Source organism: Rhodanobacter koreensis (assembly GCF_054782855.1).
The window spans coordinates 1171768-1197604 of sequence record NZ_BAAGRR010000001.1; the positions used below are offsets into that span (position 1 = coordinate 1171768).

General features: G+C 65.8%; 24 protein-coding genes. 12 read left to right on the forward strand and 12 right to left on the reverse strand.

Going from position 1 to position 25837, the window contains the following annotated elements; genetic code table 11:
* Positions 1-8 precede the first annotated feature (8 nt).
* The 7 genes from ACYVKM_RS04895 to ACYVKM_RS04925 form a co-directional block, all read right to left on the reverse strand.
* Complete coding sequence (locus ACYVKM_RS04895; protein WP_460876226.1) at positions 9-1676, reverse strand: SulP family inorganic anion transporter; 1668 nt, start codon at positions 1674-1676, stop codon at positions 9-11.
* The gene (locus ACYVKM_RS04900) at positions 1673-2287 is read right to left on the reverse strand and encodes a ParB-like protein (protein WP_460876228.1); all 615 of its coding nucleotides are present in this window, start codon (positions 2285-2287) and stop codon (positions 1673-1675) included. Before ACYVKM_RS04900 ends, ACYVKM_RS04895 begins: the two co-directional genes overlap by 4 nt.
* A gap of 98 nt (positions 2288-2385) precedes the next feature.
* Positions 2386-3090: a helix-turn-helix transcriptional regulator gene (locus ACYVKM_RS04905; RefSeq protein ID WP_460876230.1), complete on the reverse strand. Its 705-nt coding sequence runs from the start codon at positions 3088-3090 to the stop codon at positions 2386-2388.
* Positions 3091-3188: 98 nt separating this feature from the next.
* Positions 3189-3815, reverse strand: a complete 627-nt coding sequence (locus ACYVKM_RS04910; RefSeq protein WP_460876231.1) for a glutathione S-transferase family protein — start codon at positions 3813-3815, stop codon at positions 3189-3191.
* 36 nt (positions 3816-3851) lie between these two features.
* A complete protein-coding gene (locus tag ACYVKM_RS04915) occupies positions 3852-4256 on the reverse strand; it encodes a GFA family protein (RefSeq protein ID WP_460876232.1) in 405 nt (134 codons plus the stop codon).
* Positions 4253-4462, reverse strand: coding sequence for a hypothetical protein (locus tag ACYVKM_RS04920; protein WP_460876234.1), 210 nt, complete (start codon positions 4460-4462; stop codon positions 4253-4255). The genes ACYVKM_RS04915 and ACYVKM_RS04920 overlap by 4 nt, the downstream gene beginning before the upstream one ends.
* A 10-nt stretch (positions 4463-4472) precedes the next feature.
* A complete protein-coding gene (locus ACYVKM_RS04925) occupies positions 4473-5084 on the reverse strand; it encodes a DJ-1/PfpI family protein (protein ID WP_460876236.1) in 612 nt (203 codons plus the stop codon).
* A 204-nt stretch (positions 5085-5288) separates the two neighbouring features.
* Between ACYVKM_RS04925 and ACYVKM_RS04930 the strand changes: the two genes are divergently transcribed.
* The 3 genes from ACYVKM_RS04930 (at position 5289) to ACYVKM_RS04940 (ending at position 9515) form a co-directional block, all read left to right on the forward strand.
* A complete protein-coding gene (locus tag ACYVKM_RS04930) occupies positions 5289-6320 on the forward strand; it encodes a class 1 fructose-bisphosphatase (RefSeq protein ID WP_460876238.1) in 1032 nt (343 codons plus the stop codon).
* Positions 6321-6441: 121 nt separating this feature from the next.
* Positions 6442-7371, forward strand: coding sequence for a patatin-like phospholipase family protein (locus ACYVKM_RS04935; RefSeq protein ID WP_460876239.1), 930 nt, complete (start codon positions 6442-6444; stop codon positions 7369-7371).
* An 86-nt stretch (positions 7372-7457) separates the two neighbouring features.
* Positions 7458-9515, forward strand: a complete 2058-nt coding sequence (locus tag ACYVKM_RS04940; RefSeq protein WP_460876241.1) for a S9 family peptidase — start codon at positions 7458-7460, stop codon at positions 9513-9515.
* 97 nt (positions 9516-9612) lie between these two features.
* Here the strand turns inward: ACYVKM_RS04940 and ACYVKM_RS04945 are convergent, their stop codons facing one another.
* A complete protein-coding gene (locus tag ACYVKM_RS04945) occupies positions 9613-10731 on the reverse strand; it encodes a PA0069 family radical SAM protein (RefSeq protein WP_460876243.1) in 1119 nt (372 codons plus the stop codon).
* A 145-nt stretch (positions 10732-10876) separates the two neighbouring features.
* Between ACYVKM_RS04945 and ACYVKM_RS04950 the strand changes: the two genes are divergently transcribed.
* Positions 10877-11122: a hypothetical protein gene (locus tag ACYVKM_RS04950; RefSeq protein WP_460876245.1), complete on the forward strand. Its 246-nt coding sequence runs from the start codon at positions 10877-10879 to the stop codon at positions 11120-11122.
* Positions 11123-11133: 11 nt separating this feature from the next.
* Here the strand turns inward: ACYVKM_RS04950 and ACYVKM_RS04955 are convergent, their stop codons facing one another.
* Positions 11134-12816, reverse strand: a complete 1683-nt coding sequence (locus ACYVKM_RS04955; RefSeq protein ID WP_460876246.1) for an AMP-binding protein — start codon at positions 12814-12816, stop codon at positions 11134-11136.
* Between the two features lie 195 nt (positions 12817-13011).
* Between ACYVKM_RS04955 and ACYVKM_RS04960 the strand changes: the two genes are divergently transcribed.
* The 4 genes from ACYVKM_RS04960 (at position 13012) to ACYVKM_RS04975 (ending at position 15754) form a co-directional block, all read left to right on the forward strand.
* A complete protein-coding gene (locus ACYVKM_RS04960; protein WP_077440920.1) occupies positions 13012-13272 on the forward strand; it encodes a GlsB/YeaQ/YmgE family stress response membrane protein in 261 nt (86 codons plus the stop codon).
* 85 nt (positions 13273-13357) lie between these two features.
* Positions 13358-14353 carry a PhoH family protein gene (locus ACYVKM_RS04965; RefSeq protein WP_460876248.1) on the forward strand — a complete coding sequence of 332 codons (996 nt, stop codon included), beginning with the start codon at positions 13358-13360 and terminating at the stop codon, positions 14351-14353.
* Positions 14334-14804, forward strand: a complete 471-nt coding sequence (ybeY, locus tag ACYVKM_RS04970) for an rRNA maturation RNase YbeY (RefSeq protein WP_460876249.1) — start codon at positions 14334-14336, stop codon at positions 14802-14804. The genes ACYVKM_RS04965 and ybeY overlap by 20 nt, the downstream gene beginning before the upstream one ends.
* A 104-nt stretch (positions 14805-14908) precedes the next feature.
* Positions 14909-15754 carry an HlyC/CorC family transporter gene (locus ACYVKM_RS04975; RefSeq protein WP_460876250.1) on the forward strand — a complete coding sequence of 282 codons (846 nt, stop codon included), beginning with the start codon at positions 14909-14911 and terminating at the stop codon, positions 15752-15754.
* Between the two features lie 39 nt (positions 15755-15793).
* Here ACYVKM_RS04975 and ACYVKM_RS04980 read toward each other — a convergent pair whose 3' ends face one another.
* Both ACYVKM_RS04980 and ACYVKM_RS04985 read right to left on the reverse strand, forming a co-directional pair.
* Positions 15794-16372, reverse strand: coding sequence for an acetate uptake transporter (locus ACYVKM_RS04980; protein ID WP_460876252.1), 579 nt, complete (start codon positions 16370-16372; stop codon positions 15794-15796).
* A 66-nt stretch (positions 16373-16438) separates the two neighbouring features.
* Positions 16439-17839 carry a hypothetical protein gene (locus ACYVKM_RS04985; protein WP_460876254.1) on the reverse strand — a complete coding sequence of 467 codons (1401 nt, stop codon included), beginning with the start codon at positions 17837-17839 and terminating at the stop codon, positions 16439-16441.
* A 220-nt stretch (positions 17840-18059) separates the two neighbouring features.
* On the opposite strand from ACYVKM_RS04985, the gene acs reads away from it, so the two are divergent.
* Both acs and ACYVKM_RS04995 read left to right on the forward strand, forming a co-directional pair.
* A complete protein-coding gene (gene acs, locus ACYVKM_RS04990) occupies positions 18060-20000 on the forward strand; it encodes an acetate--CoA ligase (protein ID WP_460876256.1) in 1941 nt (646 codons plus the stop codon).
* Positions 20001-20102: 102 nt separating this feature from the next.
* Complete coding sequence (locus ACYVKM_RS04995; protein WP_460876537.1) at positions 20103-20774, forward strand: response regulator transcription factor; 672 nt, start codon at positions 20103-20105, stop codon at positions 20772-20774.
* Positions 20775-20786: 12 nt separating this feature from the next.
* On the opposite strand, the gene ACYVKM_RS05000 is transcribed toward ACYVKM_RS04995, so the two are convergent.
* Positions 20787-24242, reverse strand: a complete 3456-nt coding sequence (locus tag ACYVKM_RS05000) for a hybrid sensor histidine kinase/response regulator (RefSeq protein ID WP_460876258.1) — start codon at positions 24240-24242, stop codon at positions 20787-20789.
* 114 nt (positions 24243-24356) lie between these two features.
* Between ACYVKM_RS05000 and ACYVKM_RS05005 the strand changes: the two genes are divergently transcribed.
* On the forward strand, positions 24357-25001 hold the full coding sequence (locus tag ACYVKM_RS05005) for a 4'-phosphopantetheinyl transferase family protein (RefSeq protein ID WP_460876259.1): 645 nt from the start codon (positions 24357-24359) through the stop codon (positions 24999-25001).
* A gap of 90 nt (positions 25002-25091) precedes the next feature.
* Positions 25092-25835, forward strand: coding sequence for a pyridoxine 5'-phosphate synthase (locus ACYVKM_RS05010; protein WP_460876539.1), 744 nt, complete (start codon positions 25092-25094; stop codon positions 25833-25835).
* The last annotated feature ends 2 nt before the right edge of the window (positions 25836-25837 follow it).

Below are 25837 nucleotides of genomic sequence, written 5' to 3' on the forward strand. Positions count from 1 at the left end.
GATGATCTTCACTGCAGAGATTTCCCCATCGGTTGCGGCGCGGGTGCAGCCGCCCTGGCGGCATCTTCCACGCTCCAGTAATTGAGCGCCTGTGGCAAAAGCTGGGGGAGTGCCGCACGCAGCAGCAGTTCGCGCACGGCATCCTTCAGGCGTGCCACCCGCAGCATGATGTCACGCGTGCCGAGCCAGGTCGCGAAATCGGCCAGCGCCTCCAGCGCGGTACCGTCCAGATCCGGCGACTCCTCCAGGCTGAGTACCACCACCCGGCTGCCGGGACTGCTTTCGACCTGCTGCCGTGCCAACGCCAGGATCGATTCCGCATTGGCGAAGAACAGCGGTTCCTCCGGCCGCAGGATCAGCACACCCGCCGGTGCCACGGCCTGTGGGTGCCGTTCGATGCTGACGAAGTCGTGGCTGCCGTCGAGCCGGCCAAGCACGCTCATGCGCGGCGTGGCGAGCTGGCGCAGCAGCATCACCAGACTGAACGCGATCGCCGCCAGCAGACCGTTGAGGATGCCCAGCGCCAGCACCGCCAGTACGGCGGCCAGTGCCACCAGCCGGTCGCGCTTCCATTGCAGGTAGGGTTTGAACACCGACAGCCGCCACGACTTGCTTACCGCGTGGATCACGATCGCCGCCAGCACCGGCTCGGGAATGCGCTCGATCCAGTGCAGCAACAGCAGCACCATCAGCAGGATGGTCGCTGCGGCAACCAGCCCGGCCAGCCGCGAACGCGCTCCGGCAGCCTCGTTCGCCGAGGTACCGGAGTAACCTGCGCCGAGCGGCATGCCGTGCAGCAGTCCCGACAACGCGTTCGCCACGCCGATCACCAGCAGGTCGCGGTTCGGGTTGACCGGATCGCCGTGCTTCAGGGCAAACGCGCGGATCGCCCCGTACGATTCCGCATACAGCACCAGCAGCAGGGCCGCGGCCAGCTCGATGCTGGGCAGCCACTGGCTGCTCGACGGCCATGCCGGTAGCGCCCAGTCCGGGGCGAGATTGATCGCACCGGTCAGCGCCACCCCGTGCCGTGCCAGCCAGCCGGACGCAGCCACACCCAGCACGATCACCAGCAGGCTGCCGGGCAATCGCCGCACCCGTTCGCACAGGAACAGCAACAGCAAGGCAATGACACCGGCGCCCATCGTGGCCGGCTGGATCTGGCCGATGGATTTGAACAGCGCCACCAGCAACAGCGGCACGAAGTCGCCGTGCAGACCTGGCAGACCAAACAGGTTCGGCAACTGCTTCAGCGCGATCACGCAGGCCAGGCCGAAGGTGAAACCGCGCAGCACCGGCCGTGCAATCAGATGCGAGAGTCCACCAAGACGCGCCGCACCGGCGACCAGGAAGCAGCCACCCGTAAGCAGCACCAGGGTCGCCGCCACCGCGGCGCGCGACACTGCCTCCGGCCCGGCCAGCGCCAGCGTGCCGGCGGCCAGCACCGCCGCCGAGGACGAGGTGGCCGAGACGATCGCGTAACGACTGCGGCCGAGCAGGCCATAGCAAACCAGGCCGATGAGCAACGCGATCACGCCCGCCTGTGGCGGCAATCCGGCAATGCCCGAATACGCCACCGCCTCGGGCAGCAGCAGGCCTGCGATCGACAGCCCGGCCAGCACATCGACGCCAGGCGTGAAGCCCGGGGCGACCGCGGGTGCCGCGCCCGCGCTCATTCGATCGTCCCGCTCCAGCCAGGCAGGTACGCCGTGTCGTGGCTGTGAGCAAGCAGCAGCGCCTGCTGCATCACCTTCGCGCTGATCTTGCCGCCTGGAAGTTTCAGATGGCGGCGATAGAAGTCCGCCCACAGGAATTCCGCGTACGGCACGGCGTCCTTGGCACAGCCGCCGGCCATGCGTACCCGCGCGGCGAGCGTGCGGTAGGGATCATCGGCCATGCCGGTGAGACTGGCCGGGATCGTGGTGTAGTCGGTGCGGGTGCCGTGCTGGTCGTACGGATGTGCCCAGCGGTTGAACTCCATCGTGCGCCAGAACACCGCCGGCTCCAGCCAGGAGAAATCGCGCTGGATCATCACCGGCACGCTCTTCACGCGCTCTTCCAGCAAGGCCAGGCCAAGGTGATGGTGGTCGACGATATAGACCTGATGCTTCGGCCCCAGCACGCCGGGAAACCAGTGCGATTCGAGCAGTTCCTTGCGCTTCTTCTTGCCGAGCTCCTTCCACTCCGTGCGCTTGGCCGCGACCTCGGCCTTGCCCACGGTCAGCTGGGTCGGCCGCAGCTTGGCCGGAGCGATCGACAACAACGGATGATGCAGACCTGACGACATGGCTCGACTCCCTCGGACAGACGCAGTGTTGCCGAGCGTACCCGAGCCGGCACGATGATGGCGTCATGTGTCACGCGAAATTTCCTGCGATAGCAGGACTATTCCATGCCGACGTAGTGACCGCCCACCGATTGCAGATAGGCATCCAGATTGCGGTCCGGATGCTCGTCGAAGCATTCGCCGGATGCCGTGCAAAGGACAATGCGGTCGGGGCGGAAATTGCGGAAACCCTCGCGCAACCGGCACCACGTGCCCAGCGTCCACTTGCCGCCCCAGAACGCCAGGCACAACGGTTCGACCTCGCGCGTGCTGGTGCTGCCGGCCTCGTCGCTGTATTCGATCTGCAGCACGTGGCGCGCCTCGATCGCCGCGTGCAGCTGGTCGATCCGCGCGGCGAAATCGGCCTTGCCCTGGTTGCGCCAGATCGGCGCATAGATGCGCGTTCGCGCCGAGCGCTCACGCAGTTCGGGCGGCAGCACCGCCTCGATCTTCAGCAATGCGGACTGCGCGCTTTCAGCCAGATGGGTGCCTGCGAACGCGCGTACAAAACGCGAACCGACCACCAGCGCTTCAAGCTCGTTGGCGGTGAACATCAGCGGCGGGATGTCCGAACCCTTGCGCAGCACGTAGCCGACGCCGGCTTCGCCTTCGATCGGCACGCCGGACAATTGCAGGTCGGCCACGTCGCGGTACACCGTGCGCAACGAAACACCCAGCGTCTGCGCCAGCGAGCGTGCCTGCAGCGCAGTCCGGCGACCACGCAAGGCATGGATGATGAGGAACAATCGATCGGCACGACGCATCCGTACATCATCGCCGAGACGGACGATGCCGAACAGCGCCGAACGTCACGCCTGTTGCGGTTCATGGCATCAAACCTTTTACATCGAACCCATCGAAATCAGGCCGTCTGCGCGGCTGCCAGCTCGGCATCCTTCGCCGCGGCGCGCTGCATCGCAGGTCGCGCCAGTACGCGATCGACATACGCGCGGATCACCGGCAGTTCCGGCACCAGCTTGAACATCGTGGTCCAGTTCAAGGCGGTGCCCCACAGCACGTCGGCCGCGCTGAAAGTGTCGCCGAGCAGGTACGGCCCGTTTTCGAGCTGGTCGGTGAGCGTCTTCAGCATGGTGTCGAAGTCGCCGTACGGGCAGGTCGACGGTGCCGCCGGCTCGCGCTGCATCGACTTGTCGACCAGTGCCGGTTCGAAGCACGAACCGTAGAACACCAGCCAGCGCAGGTACGGACCACGCAGCGGATCGCCGATGGGCGGGGCCAGTCCCGCTTCGGGGTAGAGGTCGGCCAGATACATGAACACCGCCGGCTGTTCGGTGATCAGTGCATCGCCATGACGGATCGCCGGCACCTTGCCCATCGGATTGACCGCCAGATATTCCGTCTGGCGCTGCTCGCCCTTCTTGAAGTTCAGCACGTGCATGTCGAACGGTATGCCGAGTTCCTCCAGCAGCGCCCGGGCGCCACCGGAACGGCTGTTCGGGGCATGGAAGAACGTGACTTTCGGATTCATGGCGATTTCTCGCTATGGCGACCAGGGCTATGACGATCAAAGATGCCGTGTCTCGGCAGGCGGCGATTGCCAGTTGTTGGCACGACCATCAGAGTAGTGCAGCGGTGCATCGATCAGCTCCTGCGGCTCGACATCGTCGAGGCAGGCCAGGTTGATGCTGTAGAAGTCCCCGCCGAGCACATCAAGATGACCGCGACCGAACGGACGCACGCCGCAATGGCGACAGAACAGGTGATGCATGCTGTTCGAACCGAACTGGTAGTCGGACAGCACATCCTCTCCCGACAGCAGGCGAAACGCCTCCGGTTTCACGATCACGCCCCACGACCGTGTCTTGCTGCAGATCGAGCAATTGCAGCGACCGGTGCCGGCGGCGAGGTCGATCGTCGCTTCGAGACGCACCGCACCGCAATGGCAGCTGCCGTGATAGGTCTTGTTCATGACTTGCTCCGCTTGAAGAAGTTGCCGTGATGCAGGCCTGTCAGCGCGGCCAGCAGCATGCGCCGGCGAGGTTGGCCAGCTGGCGACGATTCCTGCCGCTCGTTCGAAGCATCTGTAGCCGGCCAGCGGTACTGTCCATCCATCAGCAGGCCGCGCAGACAAAGCGGCCGATAGGCCATCAGGGTGCGTTGCAGAATCGGATTCATGCAGGTGTCCTCATGCCGCAGCCAGGGTTTCGCCCACGCACCACGGCGGCAGCTGGGCGTGCTTGAACAGTCGATACCAGTGCTCGCGGTCGCTGGGGCTGTAGAGATCCAGCGTGTGGATCACCTCGCGGGCGAACTCCACGCTGCCGAGGTGGCTGGCGGTGATCGTGCCGCCGTCGCTGACCGCCAGCACCCCGCTGTCGTACTGCCCGGCACCGGCATAGCCGGGCACCTGGCTGACAATCTGACCAGGCCAGTTTCCCGTGTGTCGGCAAGCGTCGAGCAGGCCGGCGCGGGCCAGCGCCAGCACACCGCTGTCGAGGGCAGCCACCGGCGCACCGCCTGCATGCAACTTGCGGATGGCGGCCACGGCCGGCTCGCCTTCGCCGCGTTGCCACAGGTGACCGCCGGGCACGATCAGCAGCGCCGCACACCGGGAATCGAGCTGGGCCAGCGACAGTTCCGGCTGCACGATGAGGCCGCCCATCGAAACCACCGGCGCCCGCGAGAAGCCCACCGTTCGCACCTGCCAATCACCCGGGCGGCGGATTTCGCACAGGGCCAGTGCGGCCTGCCAGTCGGCAAAGCCGTCAAATACCAGGTAATAGACCGTATCGCGCATGTCGTGTCCCTCCGCTGTGGACGTACAGCATGCGCAGCCCCTGCTGCCAACGTAGTGTCAGCAATGGGTCTGTGCTCGTCATTCCGGCGCAGGCAGGAATGACGGCTTTTACTGGTGTCATGGCTTTTACGAATGCCATGACTTTTGCTGGCGCCGTTCAGCGAGAGCCGGGACAATAGGCGTTCCTTCTGCCACGGACCCGACATGAAGCCCATCTCGCTGATCCAGTTCCTGATCGAGGAACGCCGCGCCGGCCACATCAATGCCGAACTCTCGTTGCTGATCGAGGTGGTCGCACGCGCCTGCAAGCGCATCGCGGTGGCCACCAACAAAGGGGCGCTCGGCGGCGTGCTGGGCATGGCCGGCAGCGACGATGCGCTGAGCATGAACATCCAGGGCGAGGCGCAGAAGAAGCTGGACGTGATCTCCAACGAGATCCTGCTGGAAGCGAACGCCTGGGGCGGCCACCTCGCTGCCTGCGCCTCGGAGGAGATGGAAGACCCGCAGCAGATCCCGGACGGCTATCCGAAGGGCAACCACCTGCTGTTGTTCGATCCGCTGGATGGTTCGTCGAACATCGACGTGAACATCTCGGTGGGCACGATCTTCTCGGTGCTGCGCTGCCCGGATGATGTCACCGAGCCGAAGGCCGAACACTTCATGCAGCCGGGCACCACCCAGCTCGCCGCCGGCTACGTGGTGTACGGGCCGGCCACCGTGCTGGTGCTGACCTTCGGCCACGGCACCCACGAGTTCACCCTGGACCGCGAGGTCGGCAGCTTCACGCTGAGCCGGCGCGGTATCAAGATCCCGGAAGAGACCGCCGAGTTCGCCATCAACATGTCGAACCAGCGCCACTGGCAGGCGCCGATGCAGCGTTATATCGGCGAGCTGCTGGCCGGCAAGGAAGGCCCGCGCGGCAAGGATTTCAACATGCGCTGGGTCGCCTCGATGGTGGCCGACGTACACCGCATCGTGACCCGCGGCGGCGTGTTCTATTACCCGCTGGACGCGAAGATCCTCAAGCAGGGCGGCAAGCTGCGCCTGATGTACGAGGCGAACCCGATGGCCTTCATCATCGAGCAGGCCGGCGGCGCGGCGACCACCGGGCGCGAACGCATCATGGAACTGCAGCCGACCGGGCTGCACCAGCGCGTGCCGGTGTTCCTCGGCTCGAAGAAGGAAGTCGAGGTGGCCACGCATTACCACCTCGAAGCCGACGGCGCGCAGGGCTGATACGGCAGTGCCCTCTTCCCTTGGAGAGGGCGCAAGCGCATGGCCCGTTTCATGCCCTGGTCACGCCATGACCAGGGCATAGACTCACCTCCATATCTACCCTCTAAGCGCGACACCGCCGATGTCATTTCGCCGCTACCTGCTGCCGCTGCTCGCCACGCTCGCGCTGAGTGCCTGCTTCAGCGGTAGCAAACCCACGCCGGCACCGCCGGTCATCGTGCCACCGCTGGCTCCCGTGAAGCTGAAGATCGGCCTCGCGCTCGGCGGTGGTGCCGCCAAGGGCTTCGCGCACATCGGCGTGATCAAGATGCTGGAAGCCAGCGGCATCCATCCGGACGTGGTGGCCGGCACCAGTGCGGGCAGTGTGGTCGGTGCGCTGTACGCCAGCGGCATGGATGCGTTCACCCTGCAGGAAACCGCGTTCGGCCTGGATGAAACGAAGATCCGCGACGTGCGGTTGTTCTCCGGCGGCCTGGTACAGGGGCAGGCGCTGCAGGATTACGTCAACCAGCTGGTGCATCGGCAGCCGATCGAGCAGTTGAAGATCCGGTTCGCCGCGGTTGCCACCCAGCTGGAGACCGGCCAGCGCACCGTGTTCGTGCGCGGCAACACCGGCCAGGCCGTGCGTGCCTCGTCCAGCATTCCCGGCGTGTTCGAGCCGGCCGAGATCAACGGCAAACACTATGTCGACGGCGGCGTGGTCAGCCCGGTGCCGGTCGACGCGGCGCGTCAGCTCGGCGCCGACTTCGTCATCGCCGTGGACATCTCGACCAAGCCCAATGGCAGCAATCCGCAGGGCATGGTCAACATCGTCGGGCAGACCATCGCGATCATGGGCCAGCAGCTTGGCGCGCAGGAAATGGCGCGCGCCGACGTGGTGATCCGGCCCAATATCAGCGGCATCGGCCCAACCGATTTCGAGCAGAAGAACCAGGCCATCCTCGAAGGCGAGAAGGCGGCGCTGGCGGCGATTCCGGGTATCCGCGCCAAGCTCGCCGCGATGACCGCGGCACGCGAGGCAGCCGTCGCGCCGGCAGCACCGCCTCACTGATCATGCCCGCCCGGCCATGCCGTCCTGCACTTGGCGTATGTGAGATCGGGTTGTAGCGTGATGATTTTCCCGCGCCGGAACACCTCATGCTGAAACGTCCGTCCCTGCCAGTCCCGCTGCTGTTGCTCGCCATGGTGCTGACACCTGCGGTGTTCGCCGAGCCGGCCCATGTCGACCCACGCATCGAGCAACTGCTGACCCAGTTGACCAAGGTGCAGCCGATCGAAGCAGTGGCGATCTCGCCGGATGGCAAACAACTGGCCTGGGTGATCGAGCGCGAGGGCAAGTCGACGATCGAGGTGGCTGCGGCCGATGGCAGCCACGTGCATGCGGTGAGTGCGGCGGCGAAGCCCGGCAGCTGCGCCGAATCCGGCATCGCATGGGCGCCCGATTCGCACCATCTCGCGTTCGTGTCCAACTGCAGCATCGACCTGACCAGCACCAAGGTGATGCAGAACGACATCTATCTGGCGGACATCACCGGCAACGACGCACCCGCACGACTGGCCCGGCTGCAGGGTTACGCACGCGCGCTGCAATGGACCGCCGACGGCAAATCGCTCGGCTTCCTGTATGTCCCCGGCGCCACCCGCCACGCCAGCGCGCTGGCGCCAGCCAAACCTGCGGCGGGTGAAGTGGGTGTGACCGGTGTGGAAGTGCAGCACGTCGCCAGCATCGACATCGCCGGTGGCACGCTGCATGAGCTCACCCCGGCCGGCATGTATGCGTACGAATTCGACTGGTCGCCGGACGGTTCACGGATCGCCTATACCGCCGCCCCACCACCCGGCGACAACAACTGGTGGATCGCCAAACTCTACGTGCAGCCGGCGCAAGCCGATGCCGCCCCGACCGTGCTGGTCGACCCCGCGAATGCCCGCAGCGGATCGCTGCATGGCCTGCAGATCGCGCTGCCCCGCTGGTCGCCGGACGGCTCGCGGATCGCCTTCATCGGCGGCCTGATGAGCGACCAGGGCGCCACCGGCGGCGACATCTATGCGGTGCCGAGCGCGGGCGGCACGCTCGGCAATCTCACGCCCGGCATCCACGTCACGCCGTCGTGGCTCAGCTGGAGCAGCCCACAATCGCTGCGGGTGAACCAGATCAGCAACGGCCAGGTGCAGCTGGCCGACTATGCCGTGCACGGCGACCGTGCGACCCAGCAGAAAGTGTGGTTCACACTGCCGGCCAACGTCGGCGACGGCACCGCGGCGCTGGCAATGTCGTTGTCACGCGACCAGCAGCGGATCGCCTTCATCCAGAGTTCCTATACCGCTGCGCCGGAGGTGCATGCCGGCGCACTCGGCAGCACGCCACCGCCAGCGGTCACCTCGATCAATGCCGCACTGAAACCGGCCTGGGGCAAGTCCGAATCGGTGGAATGGAACAACGAAGGTTTCCATGTGCAGGGCTGGCTGCTGTATCCGGCCGACTACGATCCGAAGAAGACCTATCCGATGATCGTGGTCGTGCACGGCGGCCCGTCCAGCGCGGTGATACCGAGCTGGCCGGGCGTGGGCTACGGCGGCGCACCGCTTTCCGCACTGGGCTATTTCGTGCTGATGACGAACCCGCGCGGCAGCTACGGTCAGGGTGAGAAATTCGTGCAGGCGAACCGCAAGGACTTCGGCTACGGCGACCTGCGCGACACCCTCGCCGGCATCGACGCCGTGGAGAAAAAATTCCCGGTCGATGACAAGCGCCTCGGCCTCACCGGCTGGAGTTACGGCGGTTTCATGAGCATGTTCGCGCCGACCCAGACCCAGCGCTTCCGCGCCGTGGTGGCCGGTGCCGGCATCTCCAACTGGCAGAGCTACTACGGCGAGAACCTGATCGACCAATGGATGCCGCCGTTCTTCGGCGCCTCCGTGTACGACGATCCGGCGGTGTACGCGAAGAGCTCGGCGATCAACTTCATCAAGCAGGTAAAGACGCCAATGCTGATCGTGGTCGGCGATCGCGATGCCGAATGCCCGGCACCGCAATCGTTCGAGATGTGGCATGCGCTGCGCGCGCAGGGCGTGCCGACCTCGCTGGTCGTCTATCCGAACGAAGGGCACCACTTCGTCGATCCCGCCCATCAGCGCGACGTGCTGCAGCGGGCGCTGGGCTGGTTCGAGAAATATCTGCCGGCGACGAAGTGAGCCAAGCGTGGCACCACCGGAGCTGACCGCCGCCATAGGCGTCAGACATCGTTGGTGCCACGTTCACTCGATCATGTTCGCAATGCCCCCTTCGCGCTCAGAACAACTCACCTTGCGGTGAGGGCTTTCGCGGCGGCACGAAGCGCGAGGTATCGAGCTGCAATTCGCGCGCCCGACCGAAGCCGTGCTTGCGGCAAGCAATCTCGAAACGGCGGCGCAGCAGATCGGCGAACACGCCCTGGCCGCGCATGCGGGTGGCGAAGTTGCTGTCGTAGTCGCGACCGCCGTTCATCTGCTGCACCAGGCTCATCACGTGTTCGGCACGCTGCGGTGCGTGCAGGGCGAGCCACTCGCGAAATAACTGCTTCAGTTCGTACGGCAGGCGCAGGGTGGTGTAGCCGGCGCAGCGCGCGCCGGCCTCGGCGGCCTGGCCCATCACTGCCTCCATGTACTTGTCGTTGAGTGCCGGAATGATCGGCGCCACCGGCACGCCGACCGGCACGCCGGCCTCGGCCAAGGTGCGGATCGCCTTGATCCGCCGATGCGGCGCGCTGGCGCGTGGTTCGAGTTTCGCGGCCAGGTGGTTGTCCAGCGAATTGACCGAGACGAATACCTGCACCAGCCGTTCGCGCGCCATCGGTACCAGGATGTCGAGATCGCGCTCCACCAGCGCGTTCTTGGTAACGATGGTGCATGGGTGATGGCATTCGGATAGCAGCTCCAGCGCGGCGCGGGTCAGCCGCCAGCGCTTCTCGATCGGCTGGTACGGATCGGTATTGCTGCCGATATTGATCGGGCTGATCACGTAGCCGGGCTTGGCCAGCTCGGCACGCAGCACTTCGGCAAAATTGCCCTTCGCGCGCAGCTTGGTCTCGAAATCCAGCCCCGGCGAAAGATTGAGATAGCTGTGCGAGGGTCGCGCGAAACAGTAGATGCAGCCGTGTTCGCAACCGCGATACGGATTGATCGCCTGGCTGAAAGCGATATCCGGCGAATCGTTGCGGCTGATCACGCTGCGCGCGTGTTCTTCCGTGACTTCGGTGCGCGGACGCGGCGCATCCTCGTCCAGCAGTTCACGCGACCAGCCGTCGGCCTCGGCCTGGTGGCGGATATGCTCGAAACGGCCCTCGGGATTGGAGGCGGCGCCACGGCCCTTGATCATCCGGCTCGACTGAGCCTGATCGTGCGGGGTTGGCGGTGGCAGCGAATCGTCCATCGGCACAGTTTTCCGCGCTGATGTCTCAGCCGCCGCGACATCTTTCGTCCGTGTGATGCAGCGCCTGCCGGGCTCGCTTCGGCAGCGTTATCATGCGCCGGTCCGGCCGCGGCAGGCGGCATGTTCCATGTGTCAGGGGCCCATCATGCGCTGGCTGTTGTTCGTCCTCACCCTGTTCGCCTTCGTGCTGTGCTTCACCCGCCACAGTGCCGGTGCCTGGGGCTTCTGGCTGCTGGTGGGCCTCGCTGGCATCATCGCCACCACGCTGGCGTTCGCGCAGTCGCGCATCGCCGGCAGTTCGCGCGGCGACAGCCTGTCCGAGTACGACCTGATGCGACTGCGCGAAGGCAAGAACCCGCTCGGTCACGATGGCGATCGCTCTGCGCAGTAAGGCCGCTGCTTTCAGCGCGACACGCCGGCCAGCTCGGCAGTCATCGCCTCGCGCATCAGGAATTTCTGCACCTTGCCGGTCACCGTCATCGGGAACGCGTCGACGAAGCGCACGTAGTGCGGCACCTTGTAATAGGCCAGGTGATGACGGCAGTAATCCTGGATCTCGGCCTCGCTGGCCGCGCAACCTTCGCGCAGGCGTATCCATGCACAGGCCTGCTCGCCGAACCTCGCATCGGGCACGCCGAACACCTGCACGTCCTGAACCTTCGGATGGGTGTAGAGGAATTCCTCGATCTCGCGCGGATACACGTTCTCGCCACCGCGGATGATCATGTCCTTGAGCCGGCCGACGATGCTGCAATAGCCGTCCGCGTCAAGCACCGCCAGATCGCCGGTGTGCATCCAGCCGGCCCGGTCGATCACCTCCTGCGTACGCACCGGGTCGTCCCAGTAGCCGAGCATCACCGAATAGCCGCGCGTGCACAGTTCGCCCGTCCCGCCACGCGGCACCACGCGACCCTGCTCGTCGACCAGCTTCACTTCCAGATGCGGATGGACGCGCCCGACGCTGTCGACGCGGCGCTCCAGGGGGTCGTCGGGCACGGTCTGGAAACTCACCGGGCTGGTCTCGGTCATGCCGTAGGCGATGGTGATATCGGCCAGGTGCATGTCGACGACCACGCGGCGCATCACCTCGGTCGGACAGGGCGAGCCGGCCATGATGCCGGTGCGCAGGCTGCCCAGGTCGAACTCGGCGAAGCGCGGATGCTCGAGCTCGGCGATGAACATCGTCGGCACGCCATGCAGCCCGGTGCAGCGTTCCGCCATCACCGTTTCCAGCGTCGCCAGCGCGTCGAAACCCTCGCCGGGAATCACCATGCAGGCGCCATGGGTCACGCAGGCGAGGTTGCCCAGCACCATGCCGAAGCAGTGATAGAACGGCACCGGGATGCACAGCCGGTCCTGCTCGGTGAGGCGCATCGCCTCGCCGATGAACCAGCCGTTGTTGATGATGTTGTGATGGGTCAGCGTGGCGCCCTTCGGCGCGCCGGTGGTGCCGGAGGTGAACTGGATATTCACCGGATCGTCGAAGCCCAGTTCCGGCTCCAGCGCATGCAACTGCGCCAGCGCCGCGGCGTCACCGAGCACTGCCAGCTGCTGCCAGCTGCGCGTGCCCGCAGCCGCTTCGTCGTCGAGCAGGATCACCTCGCGCAGCGCCGGCAGTCGTGTCGCATTCAACTGGCCGGGGATGCTGACGGCCAGTTCCGGCACCAGCTCGCCCAGCATGTCCAGGTAGCGCGAGGTCTTGAAGCGGCGCGGCAACACCAGTGCACGGCATGCGATCTTGTTGAGCGCGTATTCCAGCTCGTGCGCGCGATAGGCCGGATTGATGTTGACCAGGATCAGCCCGGCCTTCGGTGCAGCGAACTGCAGCACCACCCACTCGGCCCGGTTCGGCGACCAGATGCCGACGCGGTCACCACGCTGCAGTCCCAGCGCCAGCAGGGCAGCCGCCACACGCTCCACCTCGGCGTGGAATTCGCGATAGCTCATCCGCACGTGCTGCGCGCGCACCACCAGCGCCGGTCGCTCGGGGTGGGCGGCGGCGATGCGGTCGACCAGTGCGCCCAGCGTGTCGCCCAGCAGCGGCTGGGAACTTCCGCCATGGACATAGCTTGGTGCGGCACTCATCGGTGGTCCCCCGAGGTCGTCGTGCGAATCCGGTAACCAGCATAGCGCCAGCGTTGGCGCGCGGATCGCGGCATCTCGTGTACCGCGATGAGCCGGCAGATCACCATTCGATCACGATCACTGCACAGCGGAACACGGACGCTTGTGCTGACGCGGTGCCGTCCGGCACCACCTGTGCAAACCTGGGAGTTCATGATGACTTTATCCGGCCTGATCGTCTTTCTGCTCATCGGCGCGATTGCTGGCTGGCTCGCCGGCCTGATCGTTCGCGGCTTCGGCTTCGGCCTGCTCGGCAATATCGTGGTCGGCATCATCGGCGCCTTCCTCGCCGGCTGGCTGCTGCCGATGCTGGGCATCGGTTTCAGTCTCGGCAGCCCGATCGTCACCAGCATCGTCTACGCGATGATCGGTGCCATCGTGCTGCTGGTGATCATCGGCCTGATCAAGCGCGCCTGAGCCTGAGCGTTCCCGTCCGATCCGGGCCACCGCTGGCCATGCCGCGGTGGCCCTCGCACAGGCGGCGCGCTACTCTCGCACGCCTATGAGCGAACTCAACCAGCGCGATTTCACCCTCGATCCCGAAGACAACGGCCGCCTCGCCAACCTGTGCGGACCGTTCGACGAGCACCTGCGCCAGATCGAACTGCGTCTCGGCGTGGAGGTCAACCACCGCGGCAGCATCTTCCAGGTGATCGGCGAGGACGCTCCCACCAGGGCGGCGGAGAAAGTGTTGCGCGCCCTGTACGTCGTCACCGAGAACGAGGCGCTGACCGGGGCGAAGATCAACCTGCACCTGGCCGAATCAGGCATCGATGCGATCACCGCCGATGCGGCCGAGGGCGCGCAGGAGGTGGCGATCAAGGTCAAGCGCGGCGTGATCAAGGGCCGCGGCCCGAACCAGGCGCGCTACCTGCACGCGATCGCCAGCCACGACATCAATTTCGGCGTGGGCCCGGCCGGTACCGGCAAGACCTACCTGGCGGTGGCCAGCGCGGTCGAGGCGCTGGAGGCCAACCGCGTGCAGCGCCTGCTGCTGGTGCGCCCGGCGGTGGAGGCCGGCGAGAAGCTCGGCTTCCTGCCCGGCGACCTGTCGCAGAAAGTCGACCCGTACCTGCGCCCGCTGTACGACGCGCTGTACGAGATGCTCGGCTTCGAGAAGGTGGCCAAGCTGATCGAGCGCAACGTGATCGAGATCGCACCGCTCGCGTATATGCGCGGCCGCACGCTGAACGATTCCTATGTGATCCTCGACGAGGCGCAGAACACCACCGTCGAGCAGATGAAGATGTTCCTCACCCGGATTGGTTTCGGCACGGTGGCGGTGATCACCGGCGACGTGACCCAGGTCGACCTGCCACGCAGCACCCGTTCCGGCCTGCGTCAGGCGATCGAAGTGCTGCGCGGAGTCAACGGCATCAGCTTCACCTTCTTCACCTCGCGCGACGTGGTGCGCCATCCGCTGGTGGCGAAGATCGTGCGTGCGTACGAAGCGTTCGAGCAGAAGGACGAGGACGGCAGTGAGCCGGCCGCGCGCTGACGTCGCACTCGCCGTCGGCTACGCGGTGCCGCGCCGCGGCCTGCCCGCACCGGCGAGTTTCCGTCGCTGGGTGGAAGCGGCACTGCGCGGCGCCAGGCGCCGCAAGCCAGCCGAGCTGGCGATCCGTATCGTCGACGCCGACGAAGGGCGCACGCTCAACCGCGATTATCGCGGCAAGGATTACGCCACCAACGTGCTGTCATTCCCGGCCGAGCTGCCACCCGGCGTGGCGCTGCCACTGCTTGGCGACCTGGCGATCTGCGCCCCGGTGGTGCTGCGCGAAGCCGCCGAACAGGGCAAGGCCGCGCGCGATCACTGGGCCCACCTGACCATCCATGGCGTGCTGCACCTGCTCGGCTATGACCATATGGAAGACACCGAAGCCGAGGCGATGGAGGCCCTGGAAACCCGCATCCTGGCCGACCTCGGCATCGCCGATCCCTACGCCTGAGCGTTCTCCGTGGCTATCTGGCGCAGGCTTGTGCTCTGAATTGTCACGGATTTTCCGCTAGACTCGTGGATACCGCCCGCTTGCGGGCAGCACTCCAACAGTGAATGAACGACGACCCTGGCAGTACCAACGGCCCGGCACACCGCACATGGTGGGACCGGCTGGGCCACATGTTTTCCGGCGAGCCACGCAACCGCAGCGAACTGCTTGAGGAGTTGCGCGCCGCCCAGACCAACGGACTGCTGTCCGTCGACACCCTCACCATGGTCGAGGGTGCCATCAAGGTCACCGAGCTCAATGTCGACGATGTGATGGTGCCGCGCGCGCAGATCGTGATGCTCGCGGCCGAGTCGCCGTTGACCGAGATCCTCGCCACCGTGGTCGAATCGGGCCATTCGCGTTTCCCGGTGCACGGCGAGGACAAGGACGAGATCCTCGGCATCCTGCTGGCCAAGGACCTGCTGAAGTTCTTCGGCGCCGCCGAGCATTTCGACATTCGCGCGATCCTGCGCCCGGCGGTGCTGATTCCCGAATCGATGCGCCTGAACGTGCTGCTGGACGAGTTCCGCCGTTCGCGCAACCACATGGCGCTGGTGGTCAACGAATACGGTGGCGTCGCCGGCCTGATCACCATCGAGGACGTGCTCGAACAGATCGTCGGCGAGATCGACGACGAGCATGACGACGACGAGCCCGAGTTGATGCACGAGCAGCCCGGCGGTGACTGGCTGGTCAGCGCGCTGACCCCGGTCGAGGATTTCAACGAACAGGCCGGCACCGCATTCTCCGACGAGGAATACGACACCGTCGGCGGCATGGTCACCTCGGAGTTCGGCCACCTGCCCGAGGTCGGCGAGGAAGTGGCGATCGGCGGTTTCCTGTTCCATGTCACCGAAGCCGACGACCGCCGCGTGCAGCAGTTTCGCGTGGCGCGGCACACCTCGCGCTGAGGTGTGCCGGCTTTCATCGCATGCATCGACGCCACTGACTCAGGCGGCGCGCGGCGCCCCCACCGGCAGCACCGTGCGTTGCTGCGATTCGTTGATCACCTCGGCCGCGGACAAGTAGAACGCCAGTGCCGCCGTGAGCAACCCGGCATAGCCACCCGCCGTATGCAGCGCCGCCACGCCCGTCCACTCGCCCGCCGCGAGCAGGAAGAAGGTGATCCACAGCACCAGGAAGACCAGCTGCAACGCACGCGGCGCGCGGAACGTGGCCAGCCACATGTAGAACGTGAACACGCCCCACAGGCACAGATACCAGCCGACGAATGCAGGGGGCACCTTGTCGTGCAGGAACAGCACGAACAGCGCGAACGACCACCAGAATGCCCCGTAGCTCAGGAAGGCGGTGGTGCCGAACGTGTTGCCGCGCGGCAATTCCATCACGCCGGCAATCATCTGCACGGTGCCGCCATAGGCGAGCGCACAGGCCAGCACCATGTTCATCGCGTCGCCACTGAACCAGCCGGCATTGATCATGCTCAGCAGCCAGGTGGTCAGCGCAAAACCGGCCAGGCCCAACGGGGCCGGATTGGAAAACTTCAGCTGCGTCTCGGCGTTGCTCATCTGCAAATCTCCCCATCGGTGAATCGGAACTGCGTGTGGCGACGGGCAGCGGCGCTGCCGTCGGGCTCAGAAGTGATACAGCGCACTGACGCTCACCTGGTTGCCACTGGTGGTCTTGCGGTTCACACCGTCGCTGGTCGAGTCGAGCTTGTCATACACCCATTCAACACCGAGCTCATAGGCGCCAGCGGCGTATTGCACGTTCAATGCCGTCTGCCGGTTCCTGAGCAGGCCGGTCGCGCCGTTGCCCATCCAGCGGATCACGTCATCGGTATTCGGTTTGCTCATGCTGTAGAACGCATTGGCGCTCCAGTGGGGCGTGAAGTTGTAGCCCGCCTGCAGATAGCCACCGGTGTCCTTGATGTCGCCGAACTGGGACATGTCGCCGAAGATCTCGCCCAGGCCCTTGCCGGTATAGACGAGGCCCTTGAACATCCACGGACCCGGCTTCCACTGGCCGCCGACTTCGTAGCCCACGCTCTTCACCGTGCTCTGCACCGGTGTCGGCGTGGTGCCGCTCACGCCCCGCAGGTCGACCTCGCTGTAGTGCGCGACCGCATAGGCCAGCCAGTCCTTGTCCTGCACGTGCAGGCGCGCCTCGAGTTGCGGCCGGAATCCGACATTGCCGGCGGTCAGGAAATTGGTGTTGTTCACCGCACCGTCCGGACCGTTCCACGAACCCTCGAACGCACCGAGATCCAGCCGCCACTTCGGGCCCGACGTACCGTGGTTGAGATCCTGCATCCACACCACGCCAGGGAAGCGCCAGCCGATCATGCCGGTACCGAAGCCGAGCGGAAAAGCGATATGCGCGAGTGACGTCGAGACATTGTCCAGCGGGAACATGAGTTCCCATTGCTGACCGATCCGGATCGTGCTGCCGGTCTCGGGATTGGTCAGGTCCATGTAAGCCTGGCGCAGGCGTGGTGTGGGCTGTTGCTGGCTGTAGGCGCCGGTGCCGTTGAAGCCGCCGAAGAAATCCATCTCGATGCGGCCGCCGCCGGTCCAGTCACCGGCGAACTTCGCACCGCTGAAATCGAGCCAGAAACGCGTGTTGCGCACATCGACACCACTAAGCGATCCGCTGGAACCCGCGATCGGATACTCGGCATTCTGGCCGTTGCCATAGGTGAAGTTCCGGTTCTGGCTGAAAGCCGTCGCGCTGATGAATCCGTGCAGGGCCACCGACACCCCCGGGGCACTGGTGAAGGTCGGCGCCGCGGGCGCCGGCGCAGCAGCCACGTTCTGTGCAGGCGCGGCAGGTGCCGGTGCCGTCTGCGCCGGCGCCGTTTTCTGCGCCTGGATCATCGCCTTCAGTTCATTCAGTTGCTGCTCCAGCTGCGCCACGCGCTGCTCGAGCTGCTGTTCGCGCGTGTCACTCTGTGCATGGGCCGCCAACGGCAACAGCAACGCACACGCCATGCTCAGGGCGAGCGCGGTGTAACGGTTTGGAAATCGCGTCGTCATGCGTGCATCTCCCCGAGGTCAAAGTCGGGCCGAGCATGGCCATGCTGCGGCGCGCGCGACTATTCGCCATTGGTCGAAGTTCGACCAAAGTCGACGCCGGTCGCCGCCGCAACCCCAGCGGGGATCGGGCTACACTCGAACTTCAAGTTCCGCCGGGCGTTGGCGCCTGCTGCGGTTTCCGAGTTGCCACGTTCGATATCCCGCCAGCAGGAGGCCAGTCATGTCCAAGCTTTATCCGGTCAACCCCGCGTTTGCCGCCGCGGCGCGCGTTCGCCACGACGACTACACGCGGCTGTACGCCGAATCGGTCAGTGACCCGGAAGGCTTCTGGGGGCGTATCGGCAAGAGACTGGACTGGATCAAGCCACCGACGAAGATCAAGGACGTCTCGTTCGACCCGAAGGATCTGCACATCCGCTGGTACGAGGACGGCCAGCTCAACGTGTCCGCGAACTGCCTGGACCGCCACCTCGCCGAGCGTGGCGACAAGACGGCGATCATCTTCGAGGGCGACGATCCGAACGACTCGCGACGCATCTCCTACCGCGAGCTGCATGCAGAAGTGTGCAAGTTTGCCAATACGCTGAAGAACCTTGGCGTCGCCAAGGGTGATCGCGTGGCGGTCTACCTGCCGATGATCCCGGAAGCGGCGGTGGCGATGCTTGCCTGTGCGCGCATCGGCGCGGTGCATTCGGTGGTCTTCGGCGGTTTCTCGCCCGACTCGCTGGCCGGTCGTATCGCCGATTCTGCCGCGAAGCTCGTCATCACCGCCGACGAAGGCGTGCGTGGCGGCAAGAAGATCGCGCTGAAGGCGAACGTGGATGCCGCACTGGAACGCCCGGGCACGAACAGCGTGGAAACGGTGGTCGTGGTGCGCCGCACCGGCGCCGCGGTACCGATGCAGTCGCCACGCGACCGCTACTGGCACAACCTGATGGACGGCCAGACGGCCGAATGCCCGGCTGAGCCTATGGAGGCAGAGCATCCACTGTTTATCTTGTACACCTCCGGTTCCACCGGCAAGCCGAAGGGTGTACTGCACACCTCGGCCGGCTATCTGGTCTACACCAGCTATACGCATGAACAGGTGTTCGATCTGCGCGAGGACGACGTGTACTGGTGCACGGCCGACGTTGGTTGGGTTACCGGTCACAGTTACGTGGTGTACGGCCCGCTGGCCAACGGTGCGACCACACTGATGTTCGACGGCGTACCGAACTACCCGGACTTCAGCCGTTTCTGGCAAGTGGTCGACAAGCACAAGGTCAGCCTGTTCTATACCGCGCCGACCGCGATTCGCGCGCTGATGCGCGAGGGCGAGGCACCGGTGAAGAAAACCTCGCGCGCCTCGCTGCGCCTGCTCGGTTCGGTCGGCGAGCCGATCAACCCGGAAGCCTGGGAGTGGTACTACCGCGTGGTCGGTGACGAGCGCTGTCCGGTGGTCGACACCTGGTGGCAGACCGAGACCGGCGGCATTTTGATCACCCCGCTGGCCGGTGCGATCGACGCCAAGCCCGGTTCCGCCACGCTGCCATTCTTCGGCATCAAGCCGGCGATCGTCGACACGAACGGCGATGTGCAGGAAGGCGCCACCGAGGGCAACCTGCTGATCACCGATTCCTGGCCGGGCCAGATGCGCACGGTGTATGGCGATCACCAGCGCTTCATCGAGACCTATTTCAGCGCCTATCCCGGCAACTACTTCACCGGTGACGGCGTGCGCCGTGACGAGGACGGCTACTACTGGATCACCGGCCGCGTCGACGACGTGATCAACGTCAGCGGCCATCGCCTGGGCACCGCCGAAGTGGAGAGTGCCCTGGTGTCGCACCCGAAGGTGGCCGAAGCCGCCGTGGTCGGTTGTCCGCACGACATCAAGGGCCAGGGCATCTATGCCTATGTCACGCTGGTCGCCGGCGAACAGGGCAGCGACGAACTGCGCAAGGAACTGGTGGCATGGGTACGCAAGGAGATCGGCCCGATCGCCACGCCGGACTACCTGCAGTGGGCGCCCGGCCTGCCGAAGACCCGCTCCGGGAAAATCATGCGCCGCATCCTGCGCAAGATCGGCGAGAACCTGCCTGACCAGCTCGGCGACATCAGCACGCTGGCCGATCCCAGTGTGGTGAAGAACCTGGTGGATGAAAGATTGATCAAATAAGGAAACGGCAGGAGCGCACCCTGTACACGATGCTCTGAGATTGAAATTGATCCGTCAAAAACATCGCGCACAGGGTGTGCTCCTGCACCCCTCATGGACACCATGCCAGACATCCTGATTGCCGACGATCACCCGCTGTTCCGCGACGCCCTGCAGCGCGCAGTCGTCGCCGCGTTGCCGCAGGCACGGGTGCACAGCGCGGACAGCGTGGCTGCCCTGCTCGGTCTCATCGAACAGTTTCCCGATGCCGAGCTGCTGCTGCTTGATCTGCACATGCCTGGCGCGCGCGGCTACTCCGCGCTGGCGCACATCCGTGGGCAATACCCGGGGCTGCCGACCATCGTCGTGTCCGGCCATGAGGAGGCGCAGGTGGCCCGCCGCGCACTGGCGCATGGCGCCTCAGCCTACATCCCGAAATCCACGCCTGGCGAGGACATCGTCGCGGCGATCCACGCGGTACTCGATGGCGATGTCTGGCTGCCACATCCCCAGCTCGGCGGTGCCAGCGAACTCAGGCCCGACGAAGCAGCGGCCGCCGCACAGATCGCCACACTGACGCCGCAACAGTTCCGCGTGATGACGATGATCGCCGAAGGCCTGCTCAACAAGCAGATCGCCTACGACCTCGGTGTCTCCGAGGCCACGGTCAAGGCTCACATGACAGCGATCATGCGCAAGCTCGGGGTCAACAACCGTACCCAGGTCGCGCTGATCGCCAGTCAGCTGGCGGTCGACCCGGAAGCCATGCCGACGGTACCTGCCGACGAGGACTGAGCCCGTGCTGCGTCAGCGTCGCAGCAACGCCATCAGCAACGCGCGCAGCGCTGCCGGGCGCACGGGCTTGTGCAGCAGCGGATAGCCGAGCGTGCGGGCGCGCTGCTTCAGCTCGCTGCTGCCGTCGGCGGTGATCAGGGCGGCGGGCGGCAGCGGATCGAACGCGCCGCGCAGCTGCTGCAGCGCATGCAGGCCATCGACGCCATCGGCGAGGTGGTAGTCGGCGAGGATCAGGTCGACCGGGCCGCGGCGCAATTCCATCTCCGCCTGGGCCGCGTCACGCGCGGTGCGGCAATCCACGCCCCAGCGACCGAGCAGGGCACGCATGCCGTCGAGGATCGCCGTGTCGTCGTCGAGGCACAACACGGTGAGTGGCAGTTGTTCGTCCGGGCCGCTGCGGCGCACGTCGTGACGACGCTTCGGCACCGCCTCGGCACGCGGCAGGGTGACCGCGAAGCAGCTGCCGCGGCCCAGCTGCGAGTCCAGATCAAGCCGGTGGCCGAGGATGCCGGCGATGCGCTCGCAGATCGACAGGCCCAGGCCCAGGCCCTTCTCACCCCACGGCGAGGGTCGTTCCAGTCGCTGGAATTCGCCGAAGATGCGCGCCTGCTGCTCAATCGCGATGCCAGGGCCTGAGTCCCAGACCTCGATGCGCACGTCGCCGCGCACGCGCCTCGCACCCAGCAGCACGCCACCATGCTGCGTGTAACGCAGGGCATTGGACAGGAAGTTCTGCACGATCCGGCGCAGGAGCTGCGGATCGCTGCGCACTGCCAGCCGGGTCGGCACCACCCGCAGGCGCAGTCCGCGCTGCTCGGCAACTACCGCGAACTGCGCCTTCAGCGAATCGAACAGTTCGGCCAGCGCGAAACCGCCCACGTCCGGTCGGTAACTGCCGGTATCCAGTCGCGAGGTGTCGAGCAGTGCATCGAGCAGATCCTCTGCGGCGCTGAACGAGGCATCGATGCGTTCGGCCAGCAGGCTGGCCTCGGCATCCAGTCCCGGATGCTGGCGCAGCGCCGAGGTAAACAGGCGTGCTGCATTCAGCGGCTGCAACAGATCATGGCTCGCTGCGGCGAGAAAACGCGTCTTGAAGATGTTCGCCGTCTCTGCCACCCGCTGCGCCTGCGCCGTGGCGACCAACGCCTCGGACAGCTCGGCAGTGCGCTGCTCCACCCGCTGTTCCAGCGTTTCGTTCACTTCGATAAGCGCCTGTTCGGCATGCTTGTAGGCGGTGACATCGCTATAAGTGGTGACATAGCCTCCATCCGGCAGGGCGCGGCCGCGCATTTCGATCACCGTGCCGTCCGGCCGCACGCGCTGGAACAGATGCGATGAACCGGCGCGCATATGGTCAATGCGTTTGGCCACATGGCCATCCACTTCACCCGGGCCGCACTCGCCCAGTTCCGCATTGCGGCGGATCAGGTCGGCCACCGGCACACCGACGTTCACCATGCCGTCGGGGTAGTCGAACAGCTCCAGATAGCGTCGGTTCCATGCCACCAGCCGCATCTGCGCATCAACCACGCTGATGCCCTGCGAGACATTCTCCAGCGTGGTGGAAAGCAGCGTGCGATTGAAGCGAAGCTCCTGCGAGGCCTCGTCCATCAGCGCCACCGCCTCGGCCAGGTCCAGGCCGCTGCCCGACAGCGCGCTGATCAGGATGCGCCGTGCATTGGCAGCCCCCACCGCCGAAGCAAGCAGGCGCTCGGTGTACTGGATCAGTGCGCGGTCGGCCACGGCGCCGGCCTGCAGCGGCTGGCCATGGCGCTCGCCGTATTCGGCGAAGGCGCGCGTGCTGTTGCGCTCGCCCACGATGCGTTCCGCAATCGTGCGCAGGTCGGCTACGGCCACCCGGCCGCGCCAGTCACCGGCGCGATGGCGCGTGGCCGGATTGCCATCGACGAACATCGCCGCATGCAGGCGCTCCTCCAGGCTCGGCCGGAAGCGCAGCGAAATGAAAACCAGACAGCCCACGTTGACCAGCAATGACCAGAACGCGCCATGCATCACCGGATCCCAGCCACCGAGATGGAACAGCGCCTGCGGGCGCAACCAGCTCCAGCCGAACGGGCCGTCCCGCAACCAGAGCGGCGAACGGATGACCGCCGGCAGCAGCAACGTGTACAACCACACCGCAAAACCACCGATCAGCCCGATCACGACACCGCGACGGCTGGCGCCACGCCAGTACATGGCGGCGATCAGCGCCGGCGCGAACTGCACCACAGCGGCGAACGCCAGCAAGCCGGTGGCCGCCAGATTCTGTGCATCGGCGGCCACCCGATAGTACGCGTAGGCCATCAGGGCCAGCACCATGATGGCCGCCCGTCGCACGCGCAGCACCAGTTGTGACAGATCGCTGCGCTGCTCCAGCCGCAACCGGCGGATGCGCAACAAGGCCGGCATCACCAGGTCGTTGCTGATCATGGTCGACAGTGCCACCGATGCCACGATCACCATGCCGGTCGCCGCCGAGAGACCGCCGACGAAGGCGAGCAGCGCCACGCCGCGATCACCATTCGCCATCGGCAAGGTCAGCACCCACGCATCCGCCAGCCCTGCGCGCACCGTCGGCAGGTGCATGCCCGCCGCCACGATCGGCAGCACCGCCACGCTGATGACGACGAGATACAGCGGCAGCATCCAGCGCGCGCGCTTGAGATCGTCGATGTTTTCGCATTCGACCACGCCGATCTGGAATTGCCGCGGCAGACAGAACATCGCACCGAACGCCAGCATGGTCTGCGCCAGAAATCCCGAAGGCAGGCCGTCGTGCAACTGCGCCAGCGGAAGCTGCACGGTCGTGGTCAGCCCCGGCCCGCGCCAGAAGGCATAGCCGGCCAGCGCGACGAACACGAGCAGTTTGATCAGCGATTCCAGCGCGATCGCCAGCATCATGCCGTGATGATGCTCGGTCGCATCGATGCTGCGGGTGCCGAACAGGATCGCAAACACCGCCAGCAGCAGGGCGCACCACAACGCACTGTCGATACCGCCCGGCGGTACGCCTTGCGCGGCGCCGCCGAGCACGCCAAACGAGACCGCCACCGCCTTCAGTTGCAGCGCAATGTACGGCACCACCGCCACCACCGCGATCACCGCCACCAGTGCCGCCAGGCCGTGTGATTTGCCGAATCGCGCGCCGATGAAATCGGCAATCGAGGTGATGTTGCGCTGCCCGGCGATCTGCACCAGCCGGCGCACCAGGCCAAAGCCGAACGCGAACAGCAGGATCGGGCCCAGGTAGATCGGCAGATACGCCAGGCCGTCGCGCGCCGCGGTACCCACCGCGCCATAGAACGTCCATGACGAGCAGTACACCGCGAGCGCCAGGCTGTAGATGATCGGCCGCAGGCGGGGCTGGCGTGGATACAGTGGTCGACGGTCGCCCGCATAGGCAACCACGAACAGCAGTCCGACGTACAGCAGCGACACCAGCAGCAGCAACCAGCCCTGGATCAAGTGGTCATTCCTCTTTCGCGCGCCAGATCAAGCCACTGACCGAACGGAAACGGATCGCCACCCCGCATCGCTCGCGCGCTTGTGCGCGGACAAAGCCGGCGGCACCATGCATGGATGATCGCATCCCATGCACAGACGCTTGCCAACGTAGCAGAGCACCTGCGCGATGACGAGATTCATGTCTGGCACCTGGCCTACCGGCACGCCCAGGGCCGCGCGCCCTTGCGCCAGGTGCTGGCCGCGTATCTGGGTACCGAAGCCGATGCTGTGGCACTGATTGATGGCGAACACGGTCGGCCGGCATTCGCCGCTGCCCATGATTCTCCGATCGGTTTCAACTGGTCGCATAGTGGTGACCACGCCTTGATCGCGATTGGTCGACATGTCGTGCCGGGCATCGATCTGGAACATGTCCGACCGCGACCGCGCGCGCTCGACATTGCCCGGCGCTATTTCAGCGCGGACGAAGCAACCGCACTCGCGAGCCTGCCAACGGAAGACCGCAGCGTCGCCTTTCTGGAACTCTGGACTGCCAAGGAGGCTGTGCTCAAGGCGCTCGGACGCGGCCTCGCGTTTGGACTGCATCGGCTCAGCATTGCCAGCAACGACGCACATTTGAGCCTGCAGCAGCTTGAAGGCGAAGATGCCCAGGCCTGGCAATTGCAGCGACTGGCTGTCGATGCCACGCTGTTGGCCGCGCTGGCCTGGCGCGGCACGGCGCGACAGATCCGGCTGCACCGGCTTGCCAGCAACGAGTGATCGGCGCACTGTCGTCGTCCGCCCGCGAGCGCTCGTGTGACTGACACCGCCGTGCCGCGCCACCTCACTGCCAGAGACCGTTCATCCGCGATGACCCTGCTCAGCGTCAACCTCAACAAGATCGCCGTGCTGCGCAATTCGCGCGGCGGCAACGAACCGGATATCTGCCAAGCCGCGCAGACCTGCATCGAAACCGGCTGTGGCGGCATCACCGTGCATCCGCGGCCGGACCAGCGCCATGTGCGGCCGGATGACGTGCGCGCACTGGCCGCCATGCTGGCTGGCCGGGTGGAGTACAACATCGAGGGCAATCCGTTTGCCCCGGCCCGCGGCGAATATCCCGGGCTGGTGGCGCTGGCGCGTGAGGTGCGACCCACCCAGGTGACCCTGGTACCCGATGGCGATGGCCAGATCACCTCCGATCACGGTTTCGACCTTGCACGCGACCTCGATCGCCTGCGTCCGCTGGTGACCGAATTGAACGATCTCGGTTGCCGGGTCAGTCTGTTCGTTGATGCCTGCCGCCAGGACTTCGCCCTGGCGGCAGCGATCGGAGTGAAACGCATCGAGATCTACACCGGCCCGTATGCAAAGGCCTATGCCGACGGGAACCCTGCCACCGCCCTCGCCGCCTGCGCCGAAACCGCGCGCAGCGCGCAGCAGGCCGGCCTTGCCGTGAACGCCGGGCATGATCTCAGCCAGGCGAATCTGGGCACGTTCAAGGCGGCGATTCCCGGCCTTGCCGAGGTCTCGATCGGCCATGCGCTGATTGGCGAGGCGCTGTACCAGGGACTGGCAACGACCGTGCGCAACTATCTGCAGATCCTGCGTTGAGC

Coding starts and splice junctions, on each gene's coding strand:
- ACYVKM_RS04895 (WP_460876226.1), bottom strand. CDS start 1,676: ATGAGCGCGGGCGCGGCACCCGCGGTCGCCCCGGGCTTCACGCCTGGC.
- ACYVKM_RS04900 (WP_460876228.1), bottom strand. CDS start 2,287: ATGTCGTCAGGTCTGCATCATCCGTTGTTGTCGATCGCTCCGGCCAAG.
- ACYVKM_RS04905 (WP_460876230.1), bottom strand. CDS start 3,090: ATGCGTCGTGCCGATCGATTGTTCCTCATCATCCATGCCTTGCGTGGT.
- ACYVKM_RS04910 (WP_460876231.1), bottom strand. CDS start 3,815: ATGAATCCGAAAGTCACGTTCTTCCATGCCCCGAACAGCCGTTCCGGT.
- ACYVKM_RS04915 (WP_460876232.1), bottom strand. CDS start 4,256: ATGAACAAGACCTATCACGGCAGCTGCCATTGCGGTGCGGTGCGTCTC.
- ACYVKM_RS04920 (WP_460876234.1), bottom strand. CDS start 4,462: ATGAATCCGATTCTGCAACGCACCCTGATGGCCTATCGGCCGCTTTGT.
- ACYVKM_RS04925 (WP_460876236.1), bottom strand. CDS start 5,084: ATGCGCGATACGGTCTATTACCTGGTATTTGACGGCTTTGCCGACTGG.
- ACYVKM_RS04930 (WP_460876238.1), top strand. CDS start 5,289: ATGAAGCCCATCTCGCTGATCCAGTTCCTGATCGAGGAACGCCGCGCC.
- ACYVKM_RS04935 (WP_460876239.1), top strand. CDS start 6,442: ATGTCATTTCGCCGCTACCTGCTGCCGCTGCTCGCCACGCTCGCGCTG.
- ACYVKM_RS04940 (WP_460876241.1), top strand. CDS start 7,458: ATGCTGAAACGTCCGTCCCTGCCAGTCCCGCTGCTGTTGCTCGCCATG.
- ACYVKM_RS04945 (WP_460876243.1), bottom strand. CDS start 10,731: ATGGACGATTCGCTGCCACCGCCAACCCCGCACGATCAGGCTCAGTCG.
- ACYVKM_RS04950 (WP_460876245.1), top strand. CDS start 10,877: ATGCGCTGGCTGTTGTTCGTCCTCACCCTGTTCGCCTTCGTGCTGTGC.
- ACYVKM_RS04955 (WP_460876246.1), bottom strand. CDS start 12,816: ATGAGTGCCGCACCAAGCTATGTCCATGGCGGAAGTTCCCAGCCGCTG.
- ACYVKM_RS04960 (WP_077440920.1), top strand. CDS start 13,012: ATGACTTTATCCGGCCTGATCGTCTTTCTGCTCATCGGCGCGATTGCT.
- ACYVKM_RS04965 (WP_460876248.1), top strand. CDS start 13,358: ATGAGCGAACTCAACCAGCGCGATTTCACCCTCGATCCCGAAGACAAC.
- ACYVKM_RS04975 (WP_460876250.1), top strand. CDS start 14,909: ATGAACGACGACCCTGGCAGTACCAACGGCCCGGCACACCGCACATGG.
- ACYVKM_RS04980 (WP_460876252.1), bottom strand. CDS start 16,372: ATGAGCAACGCCGAGACGCAGCTGAAGTTTTCCAATCCGGCCCCGTTG.
- ACYVKM_RS04985 (WP_460876254.1), bottom strand. CDS start 17,839: ATGACGACGCGATTTCCAAACCGTTACACCGCGCTCGCCCTGAGCATG.
- acs (WP_460876256.1), top strand. CDS start 18,060: ATGTCCAAGCTTTATCCGGTCAACCCCGCGTTTGCCGCCGCGGCGCGC.
- ACYVKM_RS04995 (WP_460876537.1), top strand. CDS start 20,103: ATGCCAGACATCCTGATTGCCGACGATCACCCGCTGTTCCGCGACGCC.
- ACYVKM_RS05005 (WP_460876259.1), top strand. CDS start 24,357: ATGATCGCATCCCATGCACAGACGCTTGCCAACGTAGCAGAGCACCTG.
- ACYVKM_RS05010 (WP_460876539.1), top strand. CDS start 25,092: ATGACCCTGCTCAGCGTCAACCTCAACAAGATCGCCGTGCTGCGCAAT.